The organism is Rhizobium sp. 2YAF20, assembly GCF_052114685.1.
Taxonomy (GTDB): Bacteria; Pseudomonadota; Alphaproteobacteria; order Rhizobiales; family Rhizobiaceae; genus Rhizobium.
The window spans coordinates 20,720-47,467 of record NZ_JBFRFF010000005.1; the positions used below are offsets into that span (position 1 = coordinate 20,720).

The window sequence follows — 26,748 nt, forward strand, 5'->3', positions numbered from 1 at the left end:
CTGCAGTCGCTTGCCGCCTGGACCGACGCTTCGGTCTCGACGGAGAAGCGATTGCAAGCCGGAGGTTATTGGATCGAGAGCGTTGAAGTGTCTTGTAAGTTGCGAAGCTCTTGCTGGAGAAACTCCACAAAGATGCGCGCGGCAGGTTTGGCGGCCTGTCCGCTTGGAAACAAGGCATGGCTCTCGATTTCGCCCATATCCCAGTCCGGCAAGAGGCGAGTAAGTTCTCCTCGGGCAAGATAGTCGCGAAGCGACGGATAGCTTGCCAATATTATCCCAAGACCCTCTATGCAGGCGTTCATACCCACTTCACTGCCCGTGATCGAAAGCGCACCCTTTGGCTTGATGGCGAGCTGCTGATCGCTCTTGCGAAAAGTCCACTCAGATGCAGCGACCGGACCAGCCAGTATCGCCCTATGACCGGACAGCTCATCCGGTCCGCTGGGCGTGCCGTGTCTTTCCAGGTAATGCGGTGCTGCTGCAAGAACCAATGGCCATCTACCCAGCAGCCGCGCAATGGCGACTGAGTCCGCGAGTTTTCCGAACCGGATTGCAACGTCGACACCCTCGGCAATCAAGTCTTGGCGTTGATCCTCGACGATTAGCTCAACATGCAATGCTGGGTGGAGCGCCATAAACTGAGGGAGAATCGGGACGATGACTCTTGAAGCGAATATCGATGACGCCGCGATGCGAATCCGGCCTCGCAGTTCACCGCTTCCCCGAACCGCGTGTTCAGCCTCGTCTAATGTGTCGAGAGCGGTTTGAACGCTTGCAAGATAGTCCTTTCCGGCGTCGGTCAGTGTTACCGACCGAGTGGTCCTAATGAGCAGTGTCGCTCCAAGCTGTTCTTCGAGCACGGCGATCAAGCGCGACGCGGTTGGTTGCGACAGCTTCATTTCCTTGGCGGCACGGGAAAAACTTCCGGCGCGAGCGACGCGGGCGAACACTCTCAATGCCATCAGTTGGTCGCTCATCAACTGAGGTTAAAGTCCACCCGCGGCCTTGACAACAGGTTCATTCGCTAGATCGTCCCCGGTTAAGACGATGGCCGCGCAACCAGAGGCGCAATGATCGCAGTTGGCGCGAAGGAGAAGTTAGTCTGCGGCAACTGTTGGCCCCAAAGCTGTCGTTTGTCGTCAAGCCGAATTGCAGAGTCGTCAAAGCCGGTTCGTCACCCCACCGCATTCGCCAGCCGAAGCTCGGTGCTCGGGAAGTCTTCAACAGCGACGCGAAAGAAATTCGCATCAGCCAGCAGTCTCGACGTGATCTCCTCCGAGGTGGCGAACGATGAAGTCAACGAACGCCCTGGCAGCCGGCTTCGGTGTCTGCCCGCTGGGAAAGAGGGCATGTGCGGTGATGTCGCCAACGTCCCAGTCTGGCAACAGACGGACCAACCTACTCTGGCCAAACTCGCGTTCGACGCTTGGGAGACTCGCTACAATGATTCCGAGCCCACAGACCCCCGCATTGATCGCAACCTCCGCTCCGGTGATCGCGAGACTGCCATCGGTTTGAATGGAAATCTCACTGCCATCTTTCTTGAACGTAAGCACTTTTCCAGCCGTGGGTCCGGCTATTACAAAATTGTGGGATGCGAGGTCCGCCGGCAATATCGGTAGGCCCTTCCGAGCGATGTAAGACGGCGAGGCGGCTACAACCAACGGCCATCGGCCGATGCGGCGGGCGATAGCGCTGCTGTCGGCGAGCTTCCCAAATCGGAGCACGACATCAACGTTTTCCGAGATGAGGTCTTGACGCCTATCGTCGACGACAAGCTCAATGCGCAACTGAGCATGGTGCTCTGAAAATTCGGACAGACTCGGTACCAAGACACGAGATGCCACGATAGACGATACGCCTACCCGTAAGCTGCCACGTAGCTGTCCGTTGCCGCGAACTGCATGATCGGCTTCGTCCAGTGCGTCCAGGACAGGCTTGATACGAGCAAGATATTCCGCCCCACTCTCGGTAAGAGTTACGGCACGTGTTGTTCGCATGAAGAGCGTCCCACCGAGTTTCTCTTCCAGCAAAGCAATGATGCGCGAGGCGGTCGGTTGAGTGAGGTTATGCTCGCGCGCGGCCTGTGAGAAGCTTCCTGTCGCCGCGACCCTGACAAAGAGCCGAAGCGCAGATATTTGATCGCTCATATACATTCCGCCTGGTATTGCCGCTGTGTGAGTATGCGAGGATTAGCGCGTTTATACCGCAAGCGTTCAAAACTCATCCATTCGGCCGCCGTATGAGTGATATACGACGCCTGCCGCTACCGAACATCCATATGCGAAATTATCTCATCTGTGTCGGGCAATCGACCTAATCACTTCGCCCATGCCTCCACGCGAGGAGGCGAATAGTTGGCACGCGCTCAAACAACTGGAGTCCCCAATGATCAAGATGAGCCTTTTCTTACAGCGCCGCGCAGACCTGACGTTCGAACAATTCAGTGATTATTGGATGAACAAGCACTGGCCGATCGTCCAATCCGTTCCGGCGGTGAAAGAACACACAATTGCGTATAAGCAGCAACATAGCATTGGCAGCGTTCCGGAAGGTCTGCCGGCCGCGCCATTCGACGGCTACGCCGAGGCATGGTTCGAGCAAATTGCAGACGTTGCGAAGGTTGTCGGTTCCCCTGAATGGGGTTCTGTGGTGCAAAAAGATGACTTGAACTTCCTCGATCCTTCTAAAACGCTCATCCTCTTCACCGAGGAAAAGGTCGATTTTCTCGCTTAGAACTCCGGAGCCTGGCGACGCTCCAGGCTCCTCCCTGACGCAAATCTTGCCTAGCGCAGTCGAGTGGATATCGCACGTTTAAACACAGGCCAGAGCGCTCGTTCACTCTGAGGATGGGTACGCCAGCAACCCGACCACCGCAGCAATCTTTTCCGGCCGACCATAGCGACCAAGTGGGGTTCCCTCTTGAGCCAGTCCGAAATCGGGCTGTCTTCAGGATTGCCAAACGGCATGGGCGATCACGTCAGCTGGAAACCGGTGACGACGACAGAGGATCACGTGCAGATCTGGTCATGCTGCCAGATCCCACATTTTGAGCACTGCTCGGTTAAAGCTACAGCGCCCTTCAAGCAGTTCGAGCCGCCGCCATTGGACTGATTGGGATGTACTAGCGAGGCCGACCCATGCGTTTCCACGATGCGTGGGCGTGACGACGCCCCGACCAATTCTGGTATAGAGACTCGCGGCACTATGCGATCGCCATTTTCCGTGCCACAGCTGCCAGGGGAGATTTGTCGTTTCGAGGTTCTGATGTGGAAGATGAGTTGCGTCGTCCTGCTTGCCTACGCCTGCATGGCAGGGCCCATTCTGTCGGCAGACCGTTCCGTGCACCTGGCGGTGCCCAGCCCTGTCGGCAAAGACATCGCGGCCATGCCGCAGCTCACCGCGCCTGTCGACGATGCCGAACGTCGCATTAACGCCGGATTGAAGCGCCTGGATCTCAATGTTCTTAAGGCATCCAAGGACTGCAAGGGGGGCGACTGGCAACGCTCGGTGGATGTTGCCATGAGGGGCCCCGGGTTCCTCAGCCTAGTCATCACGGATTCCATTAATTGCGAGGGAAGCGCCCACCCCGACTCGAGCACCATGTCTATCGTCTACGATCTGACCACGGGACAGCCGGTCGACTGGACGCATCTGCTTCCAGCTACCCTAACCGGCACGGTAGCATTGGCGGAGCAGGCAGACGGTACCAAAGTCGTCACCCTGGCTTCCAAGCGGCTGTTTGATCTCTATATGGCTGGATACGGCGCTGGCGAGGCGCCGGGTAGCGACCTTGAAGATTGCAAGCAGGCTTTGCTGGGCGAGGCGGCAGACGGACCGCCGGGCATGATGGTCTGGCTGGACGCAAAGGGCGGCGGGTTGGCGCTCCAACTCGAGTTACCGCATGTGATGACTGCCTGCGAGGAACCGGTTATCATACCTGCAGCAGTGCTCAAGAAAGAAGGTGCGCAGCCCGCGCTGCTGAAGGCTTTCGCGCCGACTATCTCGGCGACGACACCGCTTGCGCAGACCACGCCCGCCCCCGCAGAGACAAAGTTGCCGTTGCGTCCCGGCTACTACGTGAACTCGGATGCGGCGTGCGGAGAGGCATACCAGGCAATCGTCATCCAGTTCACCGGCACGGCGTTCGAGGAAGGCTCCGACCTCTGCGCGATCGACGGAGTGGCGCGCGACGGGACGTCCTACACGATGACGGAGAAATGTCAGGAGCAGACGAAGGGCAAGAGGCACACCGCGAATGCCACCATCGTCGTCCCGGATTCCGGTGCCTTTGTCACCCGGGTCGGAGGCGCCACGACGCGCTACCGCTACTGCCCAATCTCCTCCTTGCCAGCGTCCTGGCAAAACTCGAAGGAAACCGTGCCTGACTTCCCGGCCTTCGGCCAAGGCGGGTGACTCAAGAGCGATGCGGCATCGGAAACTCACGGCTAACGATTGTCGTGATTGTCTCGTCCTCCTGTCACCGGTCTTTGAGGATCATCGCTGCCGCTTTTTCGGCGATCATGATCGTCGGCGAATTTGTCGCCGCGCAACCACCCGCCTGGGCGCTCAGTGCCGACGGCTTTCGCAACCTGCGCGGTGCTCCCGCCTGCGCGAAGCCAGCCCCACCACCGCGGCGCATCTCACAGCAATCAATCTCGGCCTCAAAGCCATCCGGCGCGAGCAGCGGGCGCAAAACGACGTCTCGAACGTGGAAAATAATCCACCCCACAATGCAGAATGCTTCTCCTCCAGCAATGAGGGCATTTGACGGGAATGGCGATCTTTTTTGACTGATGTTGGCGAGATTCTGCCGTTGTCGACCTCGCCTTTGGCCTGTTGGGGCGGCCCGGCGATGTGCGCCTCAGTTCGCATTTAGCCAGCGGTATCGGTTCAGTGCCTGCGAGCTTCCAGACGTCTTTTGTCGCGCTCGACATATTCGGAGCCCAGCTGTGTCAGACGGAATTGTCGTTTCTGAAATTCCCCGCGGATTAAGATGAGGCCTTGCTCTTCGGCTTCGTTCAATGTCTTCAGGCTTGTGCCTTTAGGGGGAGACTGCCAATCCCCGCCATCGGCGCTGTACAGCAATACCATTATCTTGATAATTTTGATTCTCCATGGCTGATGCTACAGCCGTGCTGCGTCGCTTTACCAATCCGCTGGTTCCGCTTTCTTGATTTGACACCATTCAGATAAACCCATTGTTCTAGAAGAAATATTGGGGTTAATCCGGAGTTTCGCAAAAGCTTTCGTATAAAACCTCCAACGGGCTTGGTCAATTCAATCGCTCCGCCCCAATAGGGTTGGTCATTTCCTGGCGATTCCTAAGAAGCGCTCATCCGGGCGTTGGCGTGGGCGGGAGTGCGGATGCTTCGATCACGGAGCTTGCAGAGCAGTTCCACATGACCCTCACGGGCATGAAGAAGCACGTCGGCGTCTTGGAGCAGGCGGGGCTGGTTACGACGGAGAAGGTCGGGCGTGTGCGGACCTGCAGGCTCGGCCTGCGCGGGCTCGAAGAAGAGGCGGCCTGGATCGAAGCGCGCCGCCAGATCTGGAGCGCACGCTTCGACGCGCTCGACGAAGTCCTCGGGCCCTAAAGCGGAAGGAGAAAGTCGATGGGTGGCAGATCAAGGAATGGCCCCACGGCGGTCGAACGGAGGTCCGAGCGCGAGCTCGTCGTGACACGCACCTTCAACGGCCCGGTTCGCCTCGTGTTCGACGCGTGGACCAAGCCCGAGCTGTTCAAGCTGTGGTGGGCGCCGAAGTCGAGCTGCATCCCCCTGCTTTCCTGCGAGATGGATGTTCGCACCGGGGGCAGCTATCGCATCGCGTTCGGAGACGACGCCTCGGCCTCCATGGCCTTCTTCGGCAAGTATCTCGAAGTGTCGCCGCCTTGGCGCCTCGTCTGGACCAATGACGAAAGCAATGACGCCGCCGTCACGACTGTGACCTTCGAGGAAGAAGAGGACGGCAGGACCCTGCTGGTCCTGCAAGAACTCTTTTCCTCGAAGACAGCGCTCGACGATGCTTTCGTCGGCATGGAAGATGCGATGCCCGAGCAGTTCGAGCAGTTGGATGCACTTCTCATCGCCTTGGGCGCGAGCGTGTGACAGCCAAGCGTTCAACTCAATAGGCCATGCCTAAAACAGGGACGAAACAGGGAATTGGCGCAGCGTGACTGCTTCCTGAAGTCCGCTATTCGAGGCTAGTTTGATTTCCGCTTCCCGCCCAAAGCAGATCTGAAGCTCGGGCTGGCCAAGCAGAGTCAAGAGACGCCCGAGAACCGCCCACGGGTCAAAGAGATCCTACTCAGCATGCGCAGAACATCTGGCATCAGCACGTCGACGCTGCCATAAATGAGCTTCATCGAGGGAGGCATCATGATGCAGAAGAATGCGCCGGACTTCAGCCTTGCGGACAGGGTGACTTTCATAACGGGAGCGAGCCGTGGCATCGGTAGAGCTTGCGCACTTGCCTGTGCCGCAGCGGGATCCGATATTGTTTTGGGGGTCCGTGATGTCGCAGCGTCGGCGGGCCTGGTTGCCGAACTCGAGGGTGCGGGGCGAAAAGTTCTCCCTGTTGTACTGGATATTCCCAATAAGGCCCACATCGCACAAGCCGTCGACGCGGCGCTTACTACGTTCGGTCGGATAGACGTCCTCGTCAATAATGTCGGCGTGGCTCCGGGCAATCTCGCAGAACTCGTTGAGGAGAAGGACCTTGACGAAATACTCGATGTCAACATCAAGGGCACTTTTCTGATCACGCAGGCCGTAGGCCGTCAAATGATCAAGCGCAATGGCAGCCGGATCATCAACATCAGCTCACAGGCCGGTACCGTGGCACTGCGCGGCGAGGCAATCTATTGCATGAGCAAGGCGGCAATTAATCACCTCACACGCTGCCTTGCAGCAGAATGGGCGCGCTATAACGTCACCGTAAATACAGTATCGCCGACGTTCATCCACACGGATGGTACAGCACCTTTCTTATCCGATGACGACAATCGCAAAGCGACGCTCGATCACATTCCACTCGGCCGGATCGGTGAAACCGATGATGTGGTGGGTGCCGTAGTCTTCCTCGCATCACCGGCTGCGAGCCTAATCACCGGCGCGAACCTGCTTGTGGACGGTGGATGGTCCGTCGCCTGAGGCCTAGGCACTCCTTCAGCGCAAGTCTCATGCAGACGAGAACGATGATTTCTCCGCATAAAGATCGCCATACTTCATCAGCAAAGCGGTGGCGATGGCGATCCAGATTTCGATCAGCATTACCCGGAGAACAATACCAATGGCCCGCTTCTGGAGCATTTAAGACCGCAGTCAACTACGCGATCGAGCATGCTCGACATTTCCCGTGAATCAGATCACCGCCTCGATGAGAAACGGTCCGTGGCGCAGCAGAACACTCTCGACTTGCCAAAGCCCTCGCGCCAAGCGCTTCGAGCGCGTGCAATTGTCCGGGATCCGATCCGCGGAGAGCATTATGGCCAACGGCCTCGTTCTGAGCCGCATCAAAAGGCAGGACACATGGCAGCTCCGACCCGCAATGTGCAAAAAAGTCGACAAAACTCTTGCCAAACCGTCCATACATGGCGCGAAGGAGAAGCTGGTCAGCGGCAATAGTCGGCCCTAAGCGGGCGTTGATAGGGCAAGCGCGTATCAGCTTATGCTCGGTGACGGGTGTCCAGCCTACGTCACACTATCAGCGATGTTCCCGGTTTCTATTGGGAGGCAGGTTGAGTAACCTGGTCGTCGCCTGCAGATCATGCGCGAATGATGAGGAACTTAACAGTGGGTCGGTCGTTATGCTGAAGCGTCAGTTCCGACGCAGGCTCGGGGTTGACGGTCCAGAAAATTATCTTGGCAATCGCTTAAAGTCTCCATTCAACTTAGTGCTTCAAGGCGCTCGCATGAGCCATAAATGAGAGGGTGAACATGAAGAAGTCATTTCTAATTGCATGTGCGGCTGCGGCTGTATTGCTAGCAGCTTCGTCTGCAGATGCTATGCAGGGTTGTGGTGGTGGTTTTCACCGCGGCCCGAACGGTTATTGCCGCCCAAATCGCCCCGCTGTGGTGGTAGTCCCCGGACCCGCAGTTGGAGGTTACTATCATGGAAGGGGCTATTGGGATGGTCGCCGGTACTGGGGCCATCGTTATTACCATGGCGGTGGCTGGCGTTATCGCTAACTGAGCTTCTGGCGCGAACTGGAAAACCACGAGCTTCGGCAATTGGTGCATTTGGGACCTACGCCAGCACGGCGGCTTGAGCGTAGAGAACCTTAAGCCGCCGTCAAACGACGTCTCGAACGTGGAAATTAGTCCACCTTACAATGCAGAATGCGGCGTGTCCGGTTTGCGCGTGCCACCTGCCTAATTTACGAAGAGGGCGGCGGTTTACCTGCGCGGACCTCACATGGGCCGATACTAGCCTGCTTACCAGTTGCCAGGATCTGCGGTGTGATCGACGCCTGCGAATTCATCTGCCTTCTCCCGGTCTAGTATTAGATCGGTTGTCACGTTTGTCTCATCCGTGACCGAATAATAGATCGGGGCCGGCCCCTTGCTCAACTGTTGGTACATGAGCAGGGCGGCCTCTTCAGCGGTGTCGGCTTGAATCTCTTGGGTGGCGGTGACTGTGAATTTGTGCATGGCTTTGCCTTCGGCGTTTAGTGAATTGAATGCGGGACTACCAATGGTTAAATTTTGATCCTGACTAATCAGTTGAGAGCAATACTTATCCAATACAACCGCTTAAATGGGGAGCGGCGATATGTTCAAGTATCCTGGGGCTGGTAATACTCGTCGGTGCATTTCTCGCTTCCGGTCCTTTCACGCTGACGCCTGGATCGGTAGCCCCGAGTTCTTGCAGCATCAAGGACAACATCAGCATCGCTACCGGTGAGCGAATCTACCACATTCCTGGTCATGCATATTACTCCGCGACCAGAATCTCGCTGGCACACGGTGAGCGGTGGTTCTGCTCTGAAGTCGAGGCGCAAGCTGTCAGATGGCGCAAATCAAAGGTCTAGAGCTACAAACGCTACGATATTGGCACCGAGTATACAACGTCCGCCTCTTTTGGAGATATGCACGTGCCGGTGATCAGAGACGCGAAGACGCTTTCCAACAAAGCCATCTCCTCAATTCGGATAGCGATGAGCACATAGCTGTCAGACCCCAATTAAATGCCAAGTGACAACTTATCCATGACCTCCCTTGCGAGCGACAGCGCATGCAGTCTTTCCCCCAAGTTCGCCTGCATCTTGTGGTGATTGGTGCATGCTTGGTCAGCAGTGGCCATGTATCGAGGGCCTGTTCCACTGTCTCTTTTACCTGATTGGTAAGTACCTTTCGATCCACCCTGAGATGGCCGGCCGCCCGTTCGAACGTCTTCAGATCGATAAGATTTGGATCTTTCGCTCCACCGAATTCGAGCGCCATGTCGTGGTCGCCATAGAGGAAGGTTGGCACGATGTCGTAGGCGGGTGTCTGGATGACAAAATAGAGTCCATCCAATCCCGAACCGCTAAAGAGCCGTGGCAGACTTGCATTTTGAGCGGGCCATTAAATTTGCAGCTTTCGACAAGGCTGACAATTTCGGCTGCGTCCTCTTCTTTAGAAATGATTACGCCACTAAGGATGACGTTGTCCGGAGATCGATACCGGATGCGACAGGCCCGCGATTGCTGCGCGATGCCGCAAAAAAAATGAAGTTTTCGGCGCGTGGCTATCACAGGGTGCTGAAGGTGGCGCGCGCGTTGGCGGGTCTCGACGACAAGCAGATGGTTGGTCGAATCCATCTCGCCGAAGCGATCTCCTATCGCATCGCAGGTGAGCGGCTGAACGCTGCCGCCTGAGTTTGATCGGGGTGATCTCGCCAAACGACGAGAGGCGCCGCAGCGCCCCTCGGATGTTTGTCAAGATAAACTAGTTCAGCCGCCCAGGCCGTCGAAAAGAACGGTCGAAAGATAGCGTTCGGCGAAGGACGGAATGATGACGACGATGTTCTTGCCGGCGTTTTCTTCGCGGCTGCCGATCTTGATTGCTGCGAATAGGGCAGCGCCGGAGGAAATGCCGACCGGTACCCCTTCGAGACGGGCAACGTGCCGCGCCATTTCGATCGCTTCTGCGCTCGTGACCGTGACGACCTCGTCATAGATCTTGGTGTCGAGGATCGCAGGCGCAAATCCCGCACCGATGCCCTGGATCTTGTGCGGACCGGGTGCGCCACCCGAAAGAACGGGAGATTCGGCGGGCTCGACGGCAATGACCTTGAGGCCCGGCTTCCTGGCCTTCAAGACCTGGCCGGCGCCGGTGATCGTTCCGCCGGTACCGATGCCTGATACGAGGATGTCGACGCTGCCGTCGGTGTCGTTCCAGATTTCCTCGGCCGTCGTCTTGCGGTGGATCTCGGGATTGGCTGGGTTTTCGAATTGCTGCGGTATGACGGCGTCCGGCAGGCTCGCGGCCAGCTCCTCGGCCTTGGCAATCGCACCCTTCATGCCCTTCGCTCCTTCGGTCAAAACGAGTTCGGCGCCGAGCAAAGCCAGCATCTTGCGGCGCTCGATCGACATGGTCTCCGGCATGGTTAGGATAAGTTTGTAGCCCTTGGCTGCAGCCGCGAAGGCGAGCGCGATACCTGTGTTGCCCGAAGTCGGCTCGATCAGCGTGGTTTTGCCGGGGCTGATCTTGCCCTGCGCTTCGAGGCTCTCGATCATCGCAACGCCGATGCGGTCCTTGACCGAGGCGATCGGGTTGAAGAATTCGAGCTTCGCCAGAAGGTTCGCCTTGACGCCCTTCTCCTTGGCCAGCTTGTCGAGGCGTACGATCGGCGTGTCGCCGATCGTTTCGGTGATCGAACCGTAAATACGGCCGCGGCCAGGTTTGCGTGTGTCGGACATTGTGCTCTCCCTTTTTAAATCTGCGGCAGAATAGGGTTAAACCCTGGCGTAAGCCAGTATGCGTTGCTCCAACCGGCGGGAGGCGATTGGGAAAAAAATCTTCGCAACTGACAAAGCGCAGAAGGTTATTTCAAGCCGTACGCGTTGCGATGAAGGCGGCGGTGCCGGCAAGAACGGTCGCGGCCGCCCGGTTCAATATCTGCAATGCGCGTGGCCTCTTCAAAAGCGTCCGGACTCGCGATGCCAGCATCATGTAGGGCACGAGGACGGTAAGGAGCACCGCAAACGTCGCGGCAAGGAGCACCGCGTATTCGCGGGGGCCGACGGCTTTGATGTCGATCAGCGTCGGGACCAGCGCGATGTAGAACAGCATGGTCTTGGGATTGCCAAGGGTCACGAGCAGGCCCGACAGAAACGACATGCCGATGCCCGACGATTTCCTCGCCGCGATCTCCTGGGGCAAAAGGCCGGCAGTCCAGAGTTTCCAGGCGATGTAGCCGAGGTAGATCGCGCCAGCGATCTTGATGACGACAAAGACTTCGGTAAAGGTCTGCGCCACGAAGGCAAGGCCTAGGATGACGGCGGTCAGGTAGGTCATGTCCCCGAGAACCAGCCCCAGTCCCATGAAGAAAGTCTCGCGAAGGCCGGAGCCGAGAGCCCGGGCTACGATCGCCGTAATGCCGGGCCCTGGGATCGCAGCTGCAATGAACAGCGCGCCGCAATAGGCAAACAGGCTCGTGAGCGTCATGGTCTGTTCCTCCCCGGTTGTCTGCTGTTCTAGCCGCGGCGGCGACAAGCTGCAATATCGCCCGGGTCGGCTGTCTCACACTCCCGTGGAGCCAAACCCACCCGCGCCGCGTGCTGTTTCGGTTCGCTCTGCGATCTCGGTGACGTGCACCTGGATCACCGGGGCAATCACCATCTGGGCAATCCGCATACCGCGCGTGATCTCGAAGGGCTCCTCTCCGAGGTTGATCAGCAGCACCTTGACCTCACCGCGATAATCGCTGTCGATCGTTCCTGGTGTGTTGAGGCAGGTGATGCCGTGCTTGAAGGCAAGCCCTGAGCGTGGGCGGACCTGGCCTTCGTAGCCCTCGGGAATTTCGAAGATCAGGCCGGTCGGCACCATCGCGCGTTTCCCCGGCGCAATGGTCAGCGGTCCATCCCCGCTAAGGGCTGCGCGCAGATCCATTCCGGCTGCCCCCTTTGTCTCATAGGCGGGAAGGTCGAGCCCCTGGCCATGTGCCAGCCGGATAAGGTGGAGGGTCGGGCGTGTGTCGGTGTGTATGGTCATGCGGCATTAGTTTGCGCGCTGGAGCCAGAGGTCAATTGCAATATCCGCTTTAAATCGTTAGATACGCGGCAATTCACAGGATAATCTCATGGCCGAAAGTCTCGCCGAGGCGGTCTCCCGCCGCCGTACATTTGCTATTATCTCGCATCCGGATGCGGGCAAGACGACGCTCACCGAAAAGCTGCTGCTGTTCGGCGGCGCCATTCAGCTTGCCGGCGAGGTCAAGGCGAAGAAGGATCGGATCCAGACCCGTTCGGACTGGATGAAGATCGAGCGCGAGCGCGGCATTTCGGTCGTCACATCGGTGATGACCTTCGAATATGACGATATCGTCTTCAACCTTCTGGATACGCCAGGTCACGAAGACTTCGCCGACGACACCTACAGGACGCTGACGGCCGTCGACGCCGCCGTCATGGTGATCGATGCCGCCAAGGGTATCGAGCCGCGAACGCTGAAGCTGTTCGAGGTCTGCCGCCTGCGTGATATCCCGATCATCACCTTCGTCAACAAGATGGACCGTGAGAGCCGCGATCCCTTCGAGATTCTCGACGAGGTCGAGCAGAAACTGGCGCTGGATACGGCGCCGATCACTTGGCCGATCGGCCGTGCAAAGAGCTTCAGCGGCACCTATCATCTGGCAAAGAATGAGGTTCGCAGCTCCGATACCGAGGCTGAGACCACCCCCGTCAACGGACCGCGGGCAATCGCCGGCCGCTTGCCCGAAAACGAGCGCGACCATTTCGTCGAGGAGCTCGAGCTTGCCCGCGACGCCTGCCGCCCATTCGATCGCGATGCTTTCCTCGAAGGTCATCTGACCCCGGTCTTCTTCGGCTCGGCGCTGCGCAATTACGGGGTACGCGACCTCATCAATGCGCTCGGCGAATTCGCCCCGTCGCCCCGAGCCCAGGTCGCGGATACGCGCACGGTGCAGGCAACCGACGACAAGATGACTGCCTTCGTCTTCAAGATCCAGGCGAACATGGACCCGAACCACCGCGACCGCATCGCCTTTGTCCGCGTCTGCTCGGGCAAGCTCGAGCGCGGCATGAAAGCGCGGCTTTCGCGCACCGGCAAGCCGATGGGCCTGTCGGCGCCGCAGTTCTTCTTCGCCTCGCAGCGCCACATCGCCGACACCGCCTTCGCGGGTGATGTCGTCGGCATCCCCAACCATGGCACGCTGCGCATCGGCGACACACTGACGGAAGGTGAAGATCTCGTCTTTCAGGGCGTGCCGAATTTCGCGCCGGAAATCCTCCGCCGCGTCCGCCTTGAGGACGCAATGAAGGCCAAGAAGCTGAAGGAGGCCTTGCAGCAGATGGCCGAGGAAGGCGTCGTCCAGCTGTTTTCGCCGGAAGACGGTTCTCCCGCCATCGTTGGCGTCGTCGGCGCACTGCAGTTGGACGTGCTGAAGGAGCGGCTTCAGGGCGAATATGGCCTGCCGGTCTCGTTCGAGATGTCGCGGTTTTCCGTCTGCCGCTGGGTGTCTGCCGAGCAGGCCGGCGAACTCGACAAGTTCGTCACCGCACGCCGCGGCGATATTGCCCGCGATCTTGATGGCGATCCGGTGTTCCTCGCGCAAGACGGCTTTTCGTTGCGCTACGAGGCCGAGCGTTATCCGGCAATCAAAATGGTCGCCATCAAGGAGTACCACGCCGTTAAGGCCGCTTGATTAGTCGAAAGACGCTCAGTCATCTGGCGGGGTCGTCTGGCGATGCTGCCTTGCAGGATTGCCGATCACAGTTGCGCCCGCTGCAACGTCGCGAGTGACCACCGCGCCGGCGCCGATGATCGCACCGCAGCCGATCGTGACGCCGCCGAGGATGATGGCGCCGCCGCCGATCCATACGTTTTCGCCGATGTCCACCGGCCGGGCGATTTCAATCCCGTCCTGCCTCAGCGCTGCATCCTTGTGGTGTTCCGAACAATAGATCTGAACGGCGGGACCGAGCATCGACCCGTCGCCGATCCGCACCGTTGCGCTATCGAGAATGATGCAGCCCGCATTGAGGTAAACCCGCCGGCCAAGATGGATATTCATGCCATAGGAGCAGTGGAAGGGGGCTTCGATGAAGGCGTCCGCGGCGACCTCGGCAAACAGCGCGGCTAGGTCGGGCGCAATGTTCCCGCGTTGTCGTGGCGGCAGGGTGTTATGGGCATGCACCGCGTCCCGTGCCTGCACGCGCAAGGCATCGAGTTCGGCGTCGAGGCAACAATACCATTCCCCGGCCGCCATCTTCTTCCGTTCGCTGTCGATCAAGATCGGTGTTCCGCAAAAGCACTATCTATGAGCCGAGCATGCACCGGCAAACTACCCGCCTGCAAGGTGCAAACATGCCGAAAGCATCAGCCGTTCAAGCGGTCAAATCTGTGAGGAAATCATCGCACCAACGCAGCACGTCATGTTCGAGCAGGTGCTCCATCATCCCCTCCCACCGTTGGCGGCGCTCTTCGACCGGCATTGAAAGCGCCCGGGCGATTGCGTTCGCGGTCCCGTCGACATCATAGGGGTTGACCAGGAGGGCGCCGCGAAGCTCGCGGGCAGCGCCTGCAAAACGCGACAGAACCAGAACGCCAGGGTTCTCCGGATCCTGCGCCGCAACATACTCCTTGGCGACGAGGTTCATCCCGTCGCGCAGCGGCGTCACCAGCCCGACCTCGGCCAATCTGTAAAGGCCTGCCAGCACATTGCGGCCGATCGAGCGATTGATATAGCGGATCGGCACCCAATCGACCGTGCCGATGGCACCGTTCACCTGGCCCGCCTGTTCGGCCACCATTCGCTGCATTGCCTCATATTCAGGCACCTCGGAACGGGATTTCGGGGTGATCTGCAGATAGGTGACGCGGCCCTGTTGCGCCGGATTGGCAAGGATGAACCGTTCAAAGGCATCGATGCGCTGGGTGAGCCCCTTGGAATAATCCAGCCGGTCTACACCAATAATCAACTGGCGGCCCTCGACGCTCTGCCGCGCCCGGCGAACCATGATGTTGCTCGAGGCCTTTTTGGCAAACTCGGCGAAGGCCAAGGTCTCGATGCTGATCGAATAGGCACCACCGCGAAATGTCCGCCCATGCGAGCTGAAGTTGCCGGGGCTGATCTCATCGCCGATCCCTTCGCGCCTCAGGCAACCGGCGAAATTCTCAAGATCGTGGTCGGTCTGGAAGCCGACGAGATCGTAATGCGAGAGCCCGCGCATGATCTCCTCGTGCACCGGCATGGTGAAGAGGACATCCGCCGGCGGCCAGGGGATGTGCAGGAAGAAGCCGATCTTGTTCTTGAGGCCCATCTGCCGCAGTTCGGCGGCGAGCGGTATCATATGGTAGTCATGGACCCAGATAACGTCGTCTGGCGCGATCAGCGGCGCGAGCCGATGGGCGAAGAAGCGGTTGACGCGGAAATAGCCCGCCATCTCCTTGCGGCCATATTCGGCAAGGTCCAGCCTGTAATGGCAGATCGGCCAGAGGACCCGGTTGGCAAAGCCATGGTAGTATTCCTCGACGTCCTTGTCGGTCAGGTCAGTGAGCGCGTAGCCGATCTTGCCCTGCTGCGTGACCGACAGCGGTTCCGGCTCGCTGTCGCCGCTCGATCTGCCCGACCAGCCCATCCATATCCCACCGCGTTCCTCCAGAGCGGATTTCAGGGCAACGGCAAGCCCGCCGGCCGGCACGATGCCGCCCTTTTCCGGCACAGGTACGCGATTGGAAACGATGACAAGACGGCTCATGGGAAATTTCCTTTCAGGGGCAACGGGTCAGCGCCCCGAATTCACGCGATCAATCCAGCGATCGCCAGGCGAAGAATTGCGGGCGAGGAGATAGCGCCGCGGGCATCCGTTTCCGGTCCGGGCGGACCAACGCGAAGCGACTGTCCGCCGACGCGATTGACGGCATGGAACATGGTTTCGTCGGTAACGTCGTCGCCGATCGCAAGCGGTCGGCGCCCCCTGAATGGCGCCTCAGTCAGAAAGGCTTCGACAGCCTGGCCTTTGTCAGCCCTGGCAGGCCTTATCTCGATGACCATCTTGCCACGCTGCATCGCCCAACCAGGGCCGACTTGCGCGAAGTACCGCCGCATCATCGCCTCGACATCAGCCTGGCATTCGGGAGCCAGGCGATAATGCGCAGCAACCGCTGCCCCTTTGTCTTCAATGAGAACACCAGGAAAGCACTCGGCTTCAAGCGCCATTGCTCGCTTCATCTCCTGAAACTCGAGCGGGATCGGCACGTGCGCGACATACCCTTCCGCATCTCGCCGCTCGGCACCATGGAGGCCGGCGACGGGGAAATGAAACGGGGAAAACAACCGATCGACGAACGATAGCGACCGTCCCGTCACCAGCGCCAAAGCGCCGCCGAGCCTTTGCGACAGGGCGCTCAGATCGAATGGAAGCTGCGGCGGAACGACGATCGAATCGGGCGTTTCGGCCAGGTCGAGAAGCGTCCCATCGATGTCGAGGAATAGGGCCCAGTCATCGGGATGCTGCGAAAGCGTAGCGAACACCAGCTCTTCAAAAGGTGACGGAGGTCCGTCACTTTGCATGCGAGGTAGATCGTAAGACATAGAGACCTATCTATGTCGCGTCTTCCCAAGGGCAAGGCAAAAACGACCACTTGCGGCAAACATTGGTTGGGAAATCGGCCTCTTTGCGAGCTCAGATCGCCTTTAACTCCACCGTCCGCGTGCCGACATGGCGAGCCTTGCCCGCGCCCCAGCCGGCAAGTGCTGCGCCAAGACCGAGGAGGCCGAAAAGAATGGCGCTCGGTGCAAAGCTGCCCGTCCAGCCGCGAATGAGGCCGACGATGAGCGGCCCGAGCGCCGCAAGCAGATAACCGACGCATTGCGCCATGCCGGACAAATGCGCGGCGACATGGGCATCACGGGAGCGCAGTACGATCGCCACCATCGCGACCGCGATCAGTCCTCCCTGGCCGATGCCCTGCAGAACGGCCCAGATCCAGACAGTAGATAGCGGCGCGAACAGGAGACCGAAGAGCGCGGTGACCGCAGCAGCGCAGAGAGAAACGTTGATGAGACGCTGGTCTTTGCCGCGCATGGCAAGGTGCGGTGCGACAAGGCAGGCGGCAGCTTGCGTCATGACCGAAACCGAGACGATCGCACCAGCAGTCACCGCGTCAATACCACGCTCCCGAAGGATGGGCACGAGCCAGCCGAACACGCAATAAGCAAGAGCCGATTGCAACCCCATGAACAGAGTGACTTTCCAGGCAGTCGGGTCTTTCCAGAGGCCCTCGACGCGAAACCCTGCACGCGCGCTGGCCTTCTTGCTGGCAAAGGCTTGCGGCAGCCATATGAGCGCGACGAAAAGCGCAGGTGCTGCCCAAACGGCGAGAGCCGCGGCAAGCGAGCCTCCAAGCAGGCGTTCGGCGGGGAGCGTCAGTCCGGCAGCCCCGGCAGCGCCGGCACACAGCGCCATGGTGTAAAAGCCGGTCATCAGCGCTGCCCTGTCGGCAAAATCCCGTTTCACCAGGCCCGGAAGCAGCACGTTTCCGACCGCGATACAGCCGCCGGCGAGCGCCGTTCCAACAAAAAGCAAGGGTATGGATTGCAGGCCGCGCATGACTGTCCCGAGTGCCAGCAGCAAAAGCACGCCAAGAAGCGTCCTTTCGGAGCCGAAGCGCTGGGCAAGCCGCGGGGCGAGTGGCGAGAACAACCCGAGGCAAACGACCGGCAGAGTTGTCAGCAGGCTGGCACCGGTGGCCGAAAGCCCCAGCTCGGTCCGCACCTCCGGCAAAAGCGCTGAAGCGCTCGAAAACAGCGGCCGCAAATTGAATGCGATGAGCACCAGACTGGCGCCGAGGACAAGGCGGCCGATCAGCCCGCGTGCCACCGGGAGCGAAGGCGGCGGCGTGCTGTCGACCTCAGCGTCGATAAGTTGCTGATCAGCGAAATCGAGAGGCAAGGGAGCATTCGAGACGGGTTGCGTCATGAGTGCAGCAATCGGTCGAGTGCGGCGATGACGGGGGCCATGAAACGGCGCACTGCAGCGTCCGCCTTTTCAGGATCGCCGGACGCGATGGCATCGACGACGTCTATATGCGCCTGCATGTCGGGTTCCGGCACATCGCGGCGTAAGGTCGCCTCGATCGTTTCCTGGATCGATGTCGAAAAGAAATCGTAGATCTCCATCATCGCCTTGTTCCCCGAGGCGGCGATAACGGCGGTATGGAAGGCAAGATCTCGGCTGACAAACACCTCACGCGAATGGTCGCCATGGTTGCCGCGCTCCAGGAGCAGGGCGCGAAGTCCTGCAACGACCTGGGGCGTCTGCCGCAGGGCCGCAAGCCGCGCGGCCTCGACATCGAGCGCGCAACGCGCCTCGAAGCGGTCGCGCAAGCTCGCCCGCCGCGCCATGCTCAAGCTACGGGCATGATCGATCGTGGAGCGAAGATAGGTGCCTGAACCCTGGCGCGTTTCCAGATATCCCTGCGCGACCAGCACGCGGACCGCTTCGCGCACCGTACCGCGGCTGACGGAAAGCATCAACGACAACGTGGCTTCGTTCGGCAACCGCTCGCCGAGCGCCCACCGCTTGGCGACAATCTCGGCGCGGATGCTCTCGACGGCGTTTTCCGCAAGATTTGTTCTGGCAAGAGGTTGCATGGATTTAATTCATAAAGTCATCGGATGACTTTATGAATAGCCTCGACTGCGAAAGCAGTCAAGGCCGCTTACAGCGACGGGAAAGCGGATCAGGATCCCTGGAATTGATGTGCGCGAGGCCCGGCCAGGATGACCTTCCATACGCGCTGGTTTTCAAAGCTCTGTCGCGCCAGGAAGGTATAGCCGGTGCTTTCCCAGGATCGGACGCCGCCAGTGAGATTGTCGAGGACGTAGTCGCCGCCCTTCAGGCGGGCAAGCAGCACGGCGTGGTTGCGCCCGTTGCGATCAAGCACGACCGTCATCGCCAGGCGGTCGGATCTGAACCCCGCGTCGATCAGGTCCTTCTTTTTCTGCAGCGCATAGTCTTCACAGTCGCCGCGGCCGCCTGTCGGAAGCGACCAAAAATCCTGCTTCCCATAGACGCTCATATCGTCTGCCGAGGTCACCGTTGCGTTCACGTGGCCGTTGATGCGCTTCAGCAAAGGCAGCGCTTCCGCATCCGACATCTCCCGGCCCGAGCTAGCTGAGCATAACCAGGAATAGCGATGGCATGCCGACACGAAGCCCACCGGCGCGCCGATAGAGCGCGTAGCTTCGAGCATCGAGGCCGCAGCGCTCGATTCTTTCGAACTAATCACAGCAAGAAAAGCGAACGCAAAAACACCGGCAATACGCATGAACGGCTCCCCGAAGTGGTCGGAAACGTATTCCGAATCGGACTTAGGTAGTCATTTTAGGTGCTGATAGTTGCGAAAGGATTAATGCGATTAATCCGAGAAGTAATAATCCGTGAGCTTTTACTAGCACGCAAGGCAACGCGGTCATCAATCAAGATTATTGTAATTAACGTAGAGTTAAGTTCATATTAACAAAATCTTAAACTACAAGAATCTGAAATGGGAGAGTCGCGAAATGACACGGTATGGAGTATTGGTGGCGGCAAGTTTCGCTATTCTACTTGCTGGAACGAGCCTGACAAGAGCTCAGTCGGTAGTAGATTGCAGTAAAGCGCCGGTCGGATCGATCGAAGCAGCTTTATGCCTGCCGACCGCAACGATCTCTGATCCAAACAATTCGACCGGCGAGGCCGGCACCCGCGGCGATCGGAACGCCGGCAGCAACGGCGGCTCGCAGGGCAATCGCAGTGCATCTGCAGGCACCAGTTCTAGCAGCGGCACGAGTGGCAGCGGCAATTCCGGTACCGGCAACGGCGGAAGTAATTCCGGCAGCGGAAGCGGCAGCAACTCGGGCGGTAGTGGCGGTTCGAGTGGTGGAAGCGGTTCCGGCGGCTCCGGCGACGGTGGCAATTCGGGCGGCACCGGCGGTAACGGCGACGGCGGCACCGGCGGCAATGGCGACGGTGGCAACGGCGGCAACGGCGGCGGCGACGGCGATGGTGGCAACGGCGGCGGCGATCACCATGGTCATGGTCATGGCCACGGGCATGGTCACGATGGAAAGGGCGATCACCACGGCGACCATCACGGCGGTGACGGCAAAGGCGGTGACCACCATGGCCGGGGAGATCATGGGCATGACCACGGCAAAGGCGACCATCACGGCAAGGGTGATGGCGGCGATCACAACGGCCGCGGCGGTCACGATGGCCACGGCCATGACGGCAAGGGCCACTCGGGCGAAGGCGATCATCACGGCCGGGGCGGCGATGGCCGAGGCCACGACCACGGCGGCGGCAAAGGTCACGATGGCAGGGGTTCCGATCATAGCGGCAAGGGCCACTCGGGCGAAGGCGATCATCACGGCCGAGGTGGCGAAGGGCGAGGCGATCATGATCACGACGGTGGCAGCCGTGGACATGATCACGGCCACGACGGCAAGGGTTCCGATCATAACGGCAAGGGCAGCTCGGGCGAAGGCGATCATCACGGTCGCGGTGGCGACGGGCGAGGCGACCACGGTCACGATGGCGACAACCGAGGCCATGACAATGGCGGCGGTAAGGGTGGCGACAATGGCAAGGGCTCCGACCACGGCCACGACGGCTCGAAGGGTGGCGATAGCGGCAAGGGCGATAGCAGGGGCCATGACAACGGTGGCGGCAAAGGCGGCGATAATGGCAAGGGCGGCCATGATGCCGGCGACAATGGCAAGGGCTCCGACCACGGCCACGACGGCTCGAAGGGTGGCGATAGCGGCAAGGGCGATAGCAGGGGCCATGACAACGGTGGCGGCAAAGGCGGCGATAATGGCAAGGGCGGCCATGACGGCGGCGACAATGGCAAGGGCTCCGATCACGGTTCCGAAGGTGCGAAGGGCGACGGCGGCAAGGGTGACAACAAGGGCCATGATAATGGTGGCGACAATGCCAAGGGTGACGACGGCAAGGGCAAGGCCGACGCTGGAGACGGAAAAGGCGATGGCGGCAAGGGCAACCCCGACTACAAGGGCTCTGGCGACAATGGCAAAGGCGGTCAGTCAGGCGATGGCAAGGGCAAAGGCGGTGACGGCAATTCCGGCGACGGCGGCCATGGGGACAACAAGAGCAAGGGTCACTAAGGCCTGATCCAGACGTCGTGAGATTTCGCTATCGCCTTGTATCTGAGTGCTAGCGAAGAATGGCCCCGCCTCGTGCGGGGCCGTTTGCCTTAGGGTTGTTCGATGAGGGATGACTTCAATGAGCGGCTTTGATGAATGTGCCGTTCTGCAGTTCCTTCATCGCCTGCATGATCTCTTCGCGGCTGTTCATGACGATCGGGCCGTGCCAGGCAACCGGCTCCTCGATCGGCTTGCCGGAGACGAGCAGGAAGCGGATTCCTTTGTCGCCCGCCTGGACGGTGATCTCGTCACCACTGTCGAAGACGACGAGCGTGCGATTGCCGGACATGTCGCGGATGTTCAGCTCCTCGCCGTTGACTTCCTTTTCCACCTTCACTCCGATCGGTTTCGACGCATCGCGGAAGGTGCCAGACCCGGCAAAGATATAGGCAAACGCGTTGCGATAGGTGTCGACAGGCAACCGCTTCCTGACGCCGGGTGGCACGGAGACATCAAGGTAAATCGGCTCCGCAGCGACGCCGTCGACGGGCCCGGCCTTGCCCCAGAAGTTTCCACAGATGATGCGGACCGCAGTGCCGTCGTCGTCCACGGCAACGGGGATGTCGGTCGACTTGACGTCCTGATAGCGCGGCGCGGTCATCTTCAGCGATGAAGGCAAGTTCGCCCAAAGCTGGAAACCATGCATCCGGCCGGCAAAATCTCCCTTGGGCATCTCCTGGTGCATGATGCCGCTCCCGGCGGTCATCCATTGAATGTCGCCGGCACCGAGCTGGCCCTTGTTGCCGAGGCTGTCGCCATGCTCCACGGTGCCGGCCAGCACATAGGTGATGGTCTCGATGCCACGGTGCGGATGCCAGGGAAAGCCCTTAAGATATTCGCTCGGATTGTCGTTGCGGAAATCGTCCATCATCAGGAACGGATCGGTCAGCGACGGATCGCCGAAACCGAAGACACGGTGCAGCTTGACACCGGCGCCCTCCATGGTTGGCGTGGCAATGCTTTGATGCTTTACGGGGCGGATCGACATGGGCGGGTCCTCTCGGCGGGTTCACTTGACGCCAATATAATCATCCCATCTCCGTCGCGAAGCGGCGCGCCGGAAACGCACTGTTCACAAAAGAGCATGCTGCGTTGCAAAATCGTGATCGGACGCCTCTTCAAGAATCTGTCATGATTGACGGCAACAGGTGGAAAATTAAGACTTTATTACCCATTCCGCCTAACAATCGTCCTTGATTTCGACATTCTCCCGCGAGACTGAAATGCGGGAAGGCGGAGTGAGAGAACCATGTGTCGTTGGGCAGCCTATAGCGGAGATCCCCTCTATCTGGAGGAGCTCGTTTCTTCGCCGGCCCATTCCCTGATCGAGCAATCCCATTGCGCCACCCGCGCCAAGACGGCGACGAACGGCGATGGTTTCGGCATCGCCTGGTACGGTGATCGGCCGGAGCCGGGACGATATCGCGATATCTTGCCGGCCTGGTCCGATTGCAACCTGAAAAGCCTGGCGCGGCAGATCCGCTCGCCTCTCTTCCTCGCCCATGTCCGCGCGGCGACCGGCGGCGGCACGCGGCGCGACAATTGCCATCCCTTTGTTCATGGCAACTGGTCCTTCATGCATAACGGCCAGATCGCCAATTTCGACCGCCTTCGTCGACCAATGGAGGCGATGCTCGACGACGAGCTGTTCAACGCCCGTACCGGCACCACGGACTCCGAGCTGCTCTTCCTGTTGGCGCTGCAGTTTGGCCTTTGCCAGACGCCGATGGCGGCGATGGCCGAAACGATAAGCTTTGTCGAAGGCCTGGCCGAAAATTATATCGGATCAGCGCTCCTGCGCTTCACCGCTGCTTTTTCGGATGGCAAGGCGCTCTACGCCATCCGCTATGCGACCGACAGCAAGGCTCCGACGCTCTATGCGGCCCCCCTTGGCAGCGGCCAGGGTTATTGCCTTGTCTCCGAGCCCTTGAACGACGACGTCGATAGCTGGGCCGAAATTCCAAACGGCAGCGCCGTCACGGTCACGGCGTCAGGGGTCGATGTGGCTGTGTTCCAGCCGGAAAAGCGCATATCGGCCAGGTCTTTGCCGATCGCTATCCCCGCCTGAAACGATCGGCGATCAATGCCGCCAACCGTAAGGCCACGTCTTCCTTGGCAAGGTCCGGCCATTGCTCCACACCATCGCGGCGGACGAGCTTAACCGTGTTGCGAAGCCCGCCCATGACGCCGGTCGAGGGCGACACATCGTTAGCAACGATCATGTCGGCCCCCTTTCGATCGAGCTTGGCCCGCGCGTAGCTTTCGACATCCTGCGTCTCGGCGGCAAAGCCAATAACCAATGTCGGTCGCATCGTGTGATGACCGATGGTCGCCAGGATGTCGGGATTCTCCGTGAGCGCCAGCGTTGGGATGGATTCGCCCGGATGCTTCTTCAGCTTCTGGTCAGATGCCGAAGCGACGCGCCAATCGGCAACCGCCGCCACCATGACAGCGATATCAGCCGGAAGTGCTGCAAGCACTGCATCCCGCATCTCCTCGGCCCGCTCTACATGTATGACGTTGACGCCGGTGGGATCGGGGATCGCCACGGGGCCGGACACCAGCGTGACCTCTGCGCCCAGAGCTGCGAGTGCTGCGGCTATTGCGTGTCCCTGCCGGCCCGAGGAGCGGTTGGCGATATAACGCACGGGGTCGATCGGTTCATGGGTCGGCCCCGAGGTGACGATTGCCTTGCGGCCGACGAGCGGCTTCGGACCGTCGTCGAGCAGCGTCTCCACAGTTGCCGTGATCTCCAGCGGCTCGGCCATCCGGCCCCGGCCGGCCTCTCCGCTCTCTGCCATCTCGCCGGACATCGGCCCGATGAAGCGGATGCCGTCGCTCTTCAATCTCTCGACATTGCGCTTCGTTGCCGGATGCGACCACATTTTCGGGTTCATTGCCGGTGCGGCCAGCACCGGGCGGTCGGTCGCGAGCAATATGGTGGATGCGAGATCGTCGGCGAGCCCATTTGCCATCTTGGCAAGGAGATCGGCGGTCGCCGGAGCGATCAAAATGAGGTCGCAGTCGCGCGCCAGCCGGATATGGCCGATATCCTGCTCATCCTGCCGGGAAAAGAGATCGGTAAAGACATGGTCGGCGGCAAGCGCGCCGACGGCAAGCGGCGTAATGAATTCCTGCGCCCCCGACGTCATGACAGGTCGAACCGATGCGCCGCGCTCACGCAACCGCCGGATGAGATCGAGGCTCTTGTAAGCCGCGATGCCGCCGGAAATGATGAGGAGTATGCGCTTTCCCGAGAGAACCATGGCCTGAACCCGTCGCCTGCTGGACCAGATTTGAGCCTAAGCCTTTGGCGCACAACATGCAATCAGGCGTCGCTCAGCTGACGATCTCAAGGCAGAAGTCGATGAAGGCGCGTACCTTCGCCGGCACATGCTGCCGCGATGGATAGAAGGCGTTAAGCGGGAAGGTCTCATCCGGCCAGTCGGGAAAAAGGTCGATCAGCCGGCCGTCTCGCAGGTATTCCTTGATGCCGAGCTCGAAGACCTGGGCAATGCCGACGCCCGCAAACAGGGTCGCCATCGTCGTCCCGGCATCGTTGACCAGAAGCCGGCTGCGCGTTTCGACCAGCATGGTCTGGCTCGCGTTTCGAAACTCCCATTCGAACGGTCTCCCCGTCAACGGATCCTGGAATTGGATACAGACATGGTCGGCCAAATCCAGCGGCGTCCTCGGACGGCCATATCTTTCGATATATCCGGGCGCTGCAACGGTCACCACGCGGGTCGCCAGGAGCTGCCTTGCAATCAGCGATGTCTGCAGCGGCTCCCCGAAGCGGATGGCAATGTCCATGCCATCGGCGACGAGTTCCCCGATTTCATTGCGCGTCAGCACCTCGAGTTGCAAGTCCGCGTGCCGATCGAGAAATTCGCCGAGGCGCGGCCCGAGCAGCAATCTTGAGAAATAGGGGTCGACATTGACGCGCAACCGCCCACGCACCGTTCCGGCTGCACCCGCTGCATCAACGGCCGCCTCCTCGATGCCGCCAAGGAGAGGTGCTACCGCCGTATAGAATCGTCGTCCCTCGTCGGTGAGGCCGACCGATCTTGTGGTGCGCTCGAGCAGCCGAACGCCGACACGCGCCTCCAGCCGTGATATCGCCCGGCTGACACCGGAGGCTGTCAGCCCCAGCGCGTCGGCGGCGCGCACGAAACTGCCGCTTTCGACAACGGCTGCCAGCACACCGACCCCGTTCAGCAACCGGCTGTCGAACATCGCGCGATCCATGATTTTCAGTCACCAATCATGTGACGAAAGCGCGCTTCAGTCAAAAGAATTTGGCGCCCATGATGCACTCGAAGTGAAACACCAAGGAGAGTGCCGATGTTTGCCGTTACAGGAATTACAGGTCAGGTGGGCGGCAGCGTCGCCAACAAGCTTCTGGCCGAGGGGTTGCCGGTCCGCGCCGTCGTCCGCAATGCCGAAAAGGGTGCGGTATGGGAAGCACGCGGCTGTGAGCTGGCCCTGGCGGAGATGACAGATGCCCATGCGCTGGCAGAAGCCTTTGCCGGCGTCGACGGCGTCTTCGTGCTTATACCGCCGACTTTCGATCCGACCTTGGGTTTCCCCCAAACGCGCGCCGTCATTGCAGCATTGAAATCGGCGCTTGAAGAGGCGAAGCCCGCGAACGTCGTCTGCCTTTCCACCATCGGCGCACAAGCGTGCGAACTCAACCTCTTGAGCCAACTGGGGCTCGTCGAGCAGCTACTCTCCAGTCTTTCGATGCCGGTCGCATTCCTGCGTGCAGCCTGGTTTATCGAAAACGCCGCCTGGGATATCGCTCCCGCAAGAGAGGCGGGCATCATCCAGAGTTTTCTCCAGCCGCTCGACAAGCGCTTTCCGATGGTAGCGGTAGAAGATATCGGCGAACTCGGCGCACAGATGCTGCAGGACGTTTGGGCTGGCCGACGCATCGTCGAACTCGAAGGACCGGAAAGGGTAACACCCAATGAACTGGCGGCAACCTTCGCAAAGGTTCTGAGCAAACCCGTCCACGCAGAGCCCGTCGCCAGGCACACTTGGGAAAATCTCTTTCTATCGCAAGGCATGAAGAACCCGATGCCTCGCATGCGCATGCTGGACGGATTCAACGAAGGCTGGATTGAATTTGAAGGCGGCGAAGCCAGTTCGATCAAAGGAACGACAACCTTAGAAACGGCGCTGCGCGGCCTTGTTTCGAGGAAGTAACGCCCAAGGCAGATCAATCGTCGACTTCTTCGGCGATCGCCTGATTGCAGGCAAAGCCTAACCAAGCGGAAAATCCGAAAACGATGAGAAGAATCAAGCCGTAAGCAAGTATCGGCGCGGCCGAAGTCATTGAGGCCGCGTCGTTTGTGCTGCCGCAAT

Annotated in this window: 29 protein-coding genes and 3 pseudogenes; 13 read left to right on the forward strand and 19 right to left on the reverse strand. The window is 59.8% G+C overall.

The annotated features are described in order from the left end of the window. Nucleotides 1-65: 65 nt before the first annotated feature. On the reverse strand, nt 66-977 hold the full coding sequence (locus AB4Z52_RS09235; RefSeq protein ID WP_442217619.1) for a LysR substrate-binding domain-containing protein: 912 nt from the start codon (nt 975-977) through the stop codon (nt 66-68). A gap of 270 nt (nt 978-1,247) precedes the next feature. After that, a complete protein-coding gene (locus AB4Z52_RS09240; protein WP_442217620.1) occupies nt 1,248-2,150 on the reverse strand; it encodes a LysR substrate-binding domain-containing protein in 903 nt (300 codons plus the stop codon). 238 nt (nt 2,151-2,388) lie between these two features. Here AB4Z52_RS09240 and AB4Z52_RS09245 point away from each other — a divergent pair, with 238 nt between their 5' ends. After that, nucleotides 2,389-2,736, forward strand: a complete 348-nt coding sequence (locus AB4Z52_RS09245) for an EthD family reductase (RefSeq protein WP_442217621.1) — start codon at nt 2,389-2,391, stop codon at nt 2,734-2,736. Nucleotides 2,737-2,958: 222 nt separating this feature from the next. On the opposite strand, the pseudogene AB4Z52_RS09250 reads toward AB4Z52_RS09245, so the two are convergent. After that, nucleotides 2,959-3,031: pseudogene (locus tag AB4Z52_RS09250) on the reverse strand (IS6 family transposase); the annotation flags it as partial. Nucleotides 3,032-3,267: 236 nt separating this feature from the next. On the opposite strand from AB4Z52_RS09250, the gene AB4Z52_RS09255 reads away from it, so the two are divergent. Continuing rightward, entirely contained in the window at nt 3,268-4,416 is a 1,149-nt protein-coding gene (locus AB4Z52_RS09255; protein ID WP_442217622.1) for a hypothetical protein, read from the forward strand. A 64-nt stretch (nt 4,417-4,480) separates the two neighbouring features. Here AB4Z52_RS09255 and AB4Z52_RS09260 read toward each other — a convergent pair whose 3' ends face one another. Together AB4Z52_RS09260 and AB4Z52_RS09265 are read right to left on the reverse strand one after the other, a co-directional pair. After that, nucleotides 4,481-4,732 (reverse strand): hypothetical protein, encoded by a 252-nt coding sequence (locus AB4Z52_RS09260; RefSeq protein ID WP_442217623.1) that lies wholly within the window; start codon nt 4,730-4,732, stop codon nt 4,481-4,483. 161 nt (nt 4,733-4,893) lie between these two features. Continuing rightward, entirely contained in the window at nt 4,894-5,094 is a 201-nt protein-coding gene (locus AB4Z52_RS09265) for a hypothetical protein (protein WP_442217624.1), read from the reverse strand. Between the two features lie 263 nt (nt 5,095-5,357). On the opposite strand from AB4Z52_RS09265, the pseudogene AB4Z52_RS09270 reads away from it, so the two are divergent. From AB4Z52_RS09270 to AB4Z52_RS09285, 4 genes and pseudogenes are all read left to right on the forward strand, one after another. Beyond that, nucleotides 5,358-5,626 (forward strand): annotated as a pseudogene (locus AB4Z52_RS09270) (ArsR/SmtB family transcription factor); the annotation flags it as partial. Next, nucleotides 5,616-6,110: an SRPBCC family protein gene (locus tag AB4Z52_RS09275; RefSeq protein ID WP_442217625.1), complete on the forward strand. Its 495-nt coding sequence runs from the start codon at nt 5,616-5,618 to the stop codon at nt 6,108-6,110. The pseudogene AB4Z52_RS09270 and the gene AB4Z52_RS09275, both read left to right, overlap by 11 nt. A 273-nt stretch (nt 6,111-6,383) precedes the next feature. Beyond that, the gene (locus tag AB4Z52_RS09280; protein ID WP_442217851.1) at nt 6,384-7,154 is read left to right on the forward strand and encodes an SDR family NAD(P)-dependent oxidoreductase; all 771 of its coding nucleotides are present in this window, start codon (nt 6,384-6,386) and stop codon (nt 7,152-7,154) included. Nucleotides 7,155-7,940: 786 nt separating this feature from the next. Then, nucleotides 7,941-8,192, forward strand: a complete 252-nt coding sequence (locus AB4Z52_RS09285) for a GCG_CRPN prefix-to-repeats domain-containing protein (protein ID WP_442217626.1) — start codon at nt 7,941-7,943, stop codon at nt 8,190-8,192. A gap of 246 nt (nt 8,193-8,438) precedes the next feature. On the opposite strand, the gene AB4Z52_RS09290 is transcribed toward AB4Z52_RS09285, so the two are convergent. Further along, entirely contained in the window at nt 8,439-8,654 is a 216-nt protein-coding gene (locus AB4Z52_RS09290) for a hypothetical protein (protein ID WP_442217627.1), read from the reverse strand. Between the two features lie 257 nt (nt 8,655-8,911). Here AB4Z52_RS09290 and AB4Z52_RS09295 point away from each other — a divergent pair, with 257 nt between their 5' ends. From AB4Z52_RS09295 to AB4Z52_RS09305, 3 genes and pseudogenes are all read left to right on the forward strand, one after another. After that, nucleotides 8,912-9,034, forward strand: a complete 123-nt coding sequence (locus AB4Z52_RS09295) for a sunset domain-containing protein (RefSeq protein ID WP_442217852.1) — start codon at nt 8,912-8,914, stop codon at nt 9,032-9,034. A 250-nt stretch (nt 9,035-9,284) separates the two neighbouring features. Continuing rightward, the gene (locus AB4Z52_RS09300) at nt 9,285-9,716 is read left to right on the forward strand and encodes a hypothetical protein (protein ID WP_442217870.1); all 432 of its coding nucleotides are present in this window, start codon (nt 9,285-9,287) and stop codon (nt 9,714-9,716) included. Then, nucleotides 9,668-9,862 (forward strand): annotated as a pseudogene (locus AB4Z52_RS09305) (YifB family Mg chelatase-like AAA ATPase); the annotation flags it as partial. The gene AB4Z52_RS09300 and the pseudogene AB4Z52_RS09305, both read left to right, overlap by 49 nt. A 75-nt stretch (nt 9,863-9,937) precedes the next feature. Here AB4Z52_RS09305 and cysK read toward each other — a convergent pair. From cysK to dut, 3 genes are all read right to left on the reverse strand, one after another. Then, nucleotides 9,938-10,906 (reverse strand): cysteine synthase A, encoded by a 969-nt coding sequence (gene cysK / locus AB4Z52_RS09310; protein WP_442217628.1) that lies wholly within the window; start codon nt 10,904-10,906, stop codon nt 9,938-9,940. 130 nt (nt 10,907-11,036) lie between these two features. Then, nucleotides 11,037-11,654: a LysE family translocator gene (locus tag AB4Z52_RS09315; protein ID WP_442217629.1), complete on the reverse strand. Its 618-nt coding sequence runs from the start codon at nt 11,652-11,654 to the stop codon at nt 11,037-11,039. A gap of 75 nt (nt 11,655-11,729) precedes the next feature. Further along, complete coding sequence (gene dut / locus AB4Z52_RS09320; protein WP_442217630.1) at nt 11,730-12,200, reverse strand: dUTP diphosphatase; 471 nt, start codon at nt 12,198-12,200, stop codon at nt 11,730-11,732. Nucleotides 12,201-12,288: 88 nt separating this feature from the next. Here dut and AB4Z52_RS09325 point away from each other — a divergent pair, with 88 nt between their 5' ends. Further along, nucleotides 12,289-13,872 (forward strand): peptide chain release factor 3, encoded by a 1,584-nt coding sequence (locus AB4Z52_RS09325; RefSeq protein WP_442217631.1) that lies wholly within the window; start codon nt 12,289-12,291, stop codon nt 13,870-13,872. 15 nt (nt 13,873-13,887) lie between these two features. Here the strand turns inward: AB4Z52_RS09325 and AB4Z52_RS09330 are convergent, their stop codons facing one another. From AB4Z52_RS09330 to AB4Z52_RS09360, 7 genes are all read right to left on the reverse strand, one after another. Continuing rightward, nucleotides 13,888-14,436, reverse strand: coding sequence for a sugar O-acetyltransferase (locus tag AB4Z52_RS09330; RefSeq protein WP_442217853.1), 549 nt, complete (start codon nt 14,434-14,436; stop codon nt 13,888-13,890). A gap of 118 nt (nt 14,437-14,554) precedes the next feature. Then, a complete protein-coding gene (gene otsA / locus AB4Z52_RS09335; protein WP_442217632.1) occupies nt 14,555-15,928 on the reverse strand; it encodes an alpha,alpha-trehalose-phosphate synthase (UDP-forming) in 1,374 nt (457 codons plus the stop codon). Between the two features lie 41 nt (nt 15,929-15,969). Further along, nucleotides 15,970-16,764, reverse strand: coding sequence for a trehalose-phosphatase (gene otsB, locus AB4Z52_RS09340; RefSeq protein WP_442217633.1), 795 nt, complete (start codon nt 16,762-16,764; stop codon nt 15,970-15,972). 91 nt (nt 16,765-16,855) lie between these two features. Continuing rightward, the gene (locus tag AB4Z52_RS09345; protein ID WP_442217634.1) at nt 16,856-18,151 is read right to left on the reverse strand and encodes a CynX/NimT family MFS transporter; all 1,296 of its coding nucleotides are present in this window, start codon (nt 18,149-18,151) and stop codon (nt 16,856-16,858) included. Beyond that, entirely contained in the window at nt 18,148-18,825 is a 678-nt protein-coding gene (locus AB4Z52_RS09350) for a FadR/GntR family transcriptional regulator (protein ID WP_442217635.1), read from the reverse strand. The genes AB4Z52_RS09345 and AB4Z52_RS09350 overlap by 4 nt, the downstream gene beginning before the upstream one ends. An 89-nt stretch (nt 18,826-18,914) precedes the next feature. Then, nucleotides 18,915-19,496, reverse strand: coding sequence for a transglutaminase-like cysteine peptidase (locus AB4Z52_RS09355; protein ID WP_442217854.1), 582 nt, complete (start codon nt 19,494-19,496; stop codon nt 18,915-18,917). A gap of 364 nt (nt 19,497-19,860) precedes the next feature. Next, nucleotides 19,861-21,132, reverse strand: coding sequence for a hypothetical protein (locus AB4Z52_RS09360; protein ID WP_442217636.1), 1,272 nt, complete (start codon nt 21,130-21,132; stop codon nt 19,861-19,863). 16 nt (nt 21,133-21,148) lie between these two features. Here AB4Z52_RS09360 and AB4Z52_RS09365 point away from each other — a divergent pair, with 16 nt between their 5' ends. Next, nucleotides 21,149-21,349, forward strand: a complete 201-nt coding sequence (locus AB4Z52_RS09365; RefSeq protein ID WP_442217637.1) for a hypothetical protein — start codon at nt 21,149-21,151, stop codon at nt 21,347-21,349. 108 nt (nt 21,350-21,457) lie between these two features. Here the strand turns inward: AB4Z52_RS09365 and AB4Z52_RS09370 are convergent, their stop codons facing one another. Beyond that, entirely contained in the window at nt 21,458-22,369 is a 912-nt protein-coding gene (locus AB4Z52_RS09370; RefSeq protein WP_442217638.1) for a pirin family protein, read from the reverse strand. A 261-nt stretch (nt 22,370-22,630) separates the two neighbouring features. On the opposite strand from AB4Z52_RS09370, the gene AB4Z52_RS09375 reads away from it, so the two are divergent. Beyond that, nucleotides 22,631-23,449, forward strand: a complete 819-nt coding sequence (locus AB4Z52_RS09375) for a class II glutamine amidotransferase (RefSeq protein ID WP_442217639.1) — start codon at nt 22,631-22,633, stop codon at nt 23,447-23,449. Here the strand turns inward: AB4Z52_RS09375 and coaBC are convergent. Together coaBC and AB4Z52_RS09385 are read right to left on the reverse strand one after the other, a co-directional pair. After that, complete coding sequence (coaBC, locus tag AB4Z52_RS09380; protein ID WP_442217640.1) at nt 23,436-24,647, reverse strand: bifunctional phosphopantothenoylcysteine decarboxylase/phosphopantothenate--cysteine ligase CoaBC; 1,212 nt, start codon at nt 24,645-24,647, stop codon at nt 23,436-23,438. The genes AB4Z52_RS09375 and coaBC overlap by 14 nt on opposite strands. 73 nt (nt 24,648-24,720) lie before the next feature. Next, nucleotides 24,721-25,617, reverse strand: coding sequence for a LysR family transcriptional regulator (locus AB4Z52_RS09385; protein ID WP_442217855.1), 897 nt, complete (start codon nt 25,615-25,617; stop codon nt 24,721-24,723). Nucleotides 25,618-25,725: 108 nt separating this feature from the next. On the opposite strand from AB4Z52_RS09385, the gene AB4Z52_RS09390 reads away from it, so the two are divergent. Next, entirely contained in the window at nt 25,726-26,589 is an 864-nt protein-coding gene (locus tag AB4Z52_RS09390) for an NmrA family NAD(P)-binding protein (protein ID WP_442217641.1), read from the forward strand. Nucleotides 26,590-26,748: the final 159 nt, after the last annotated feature.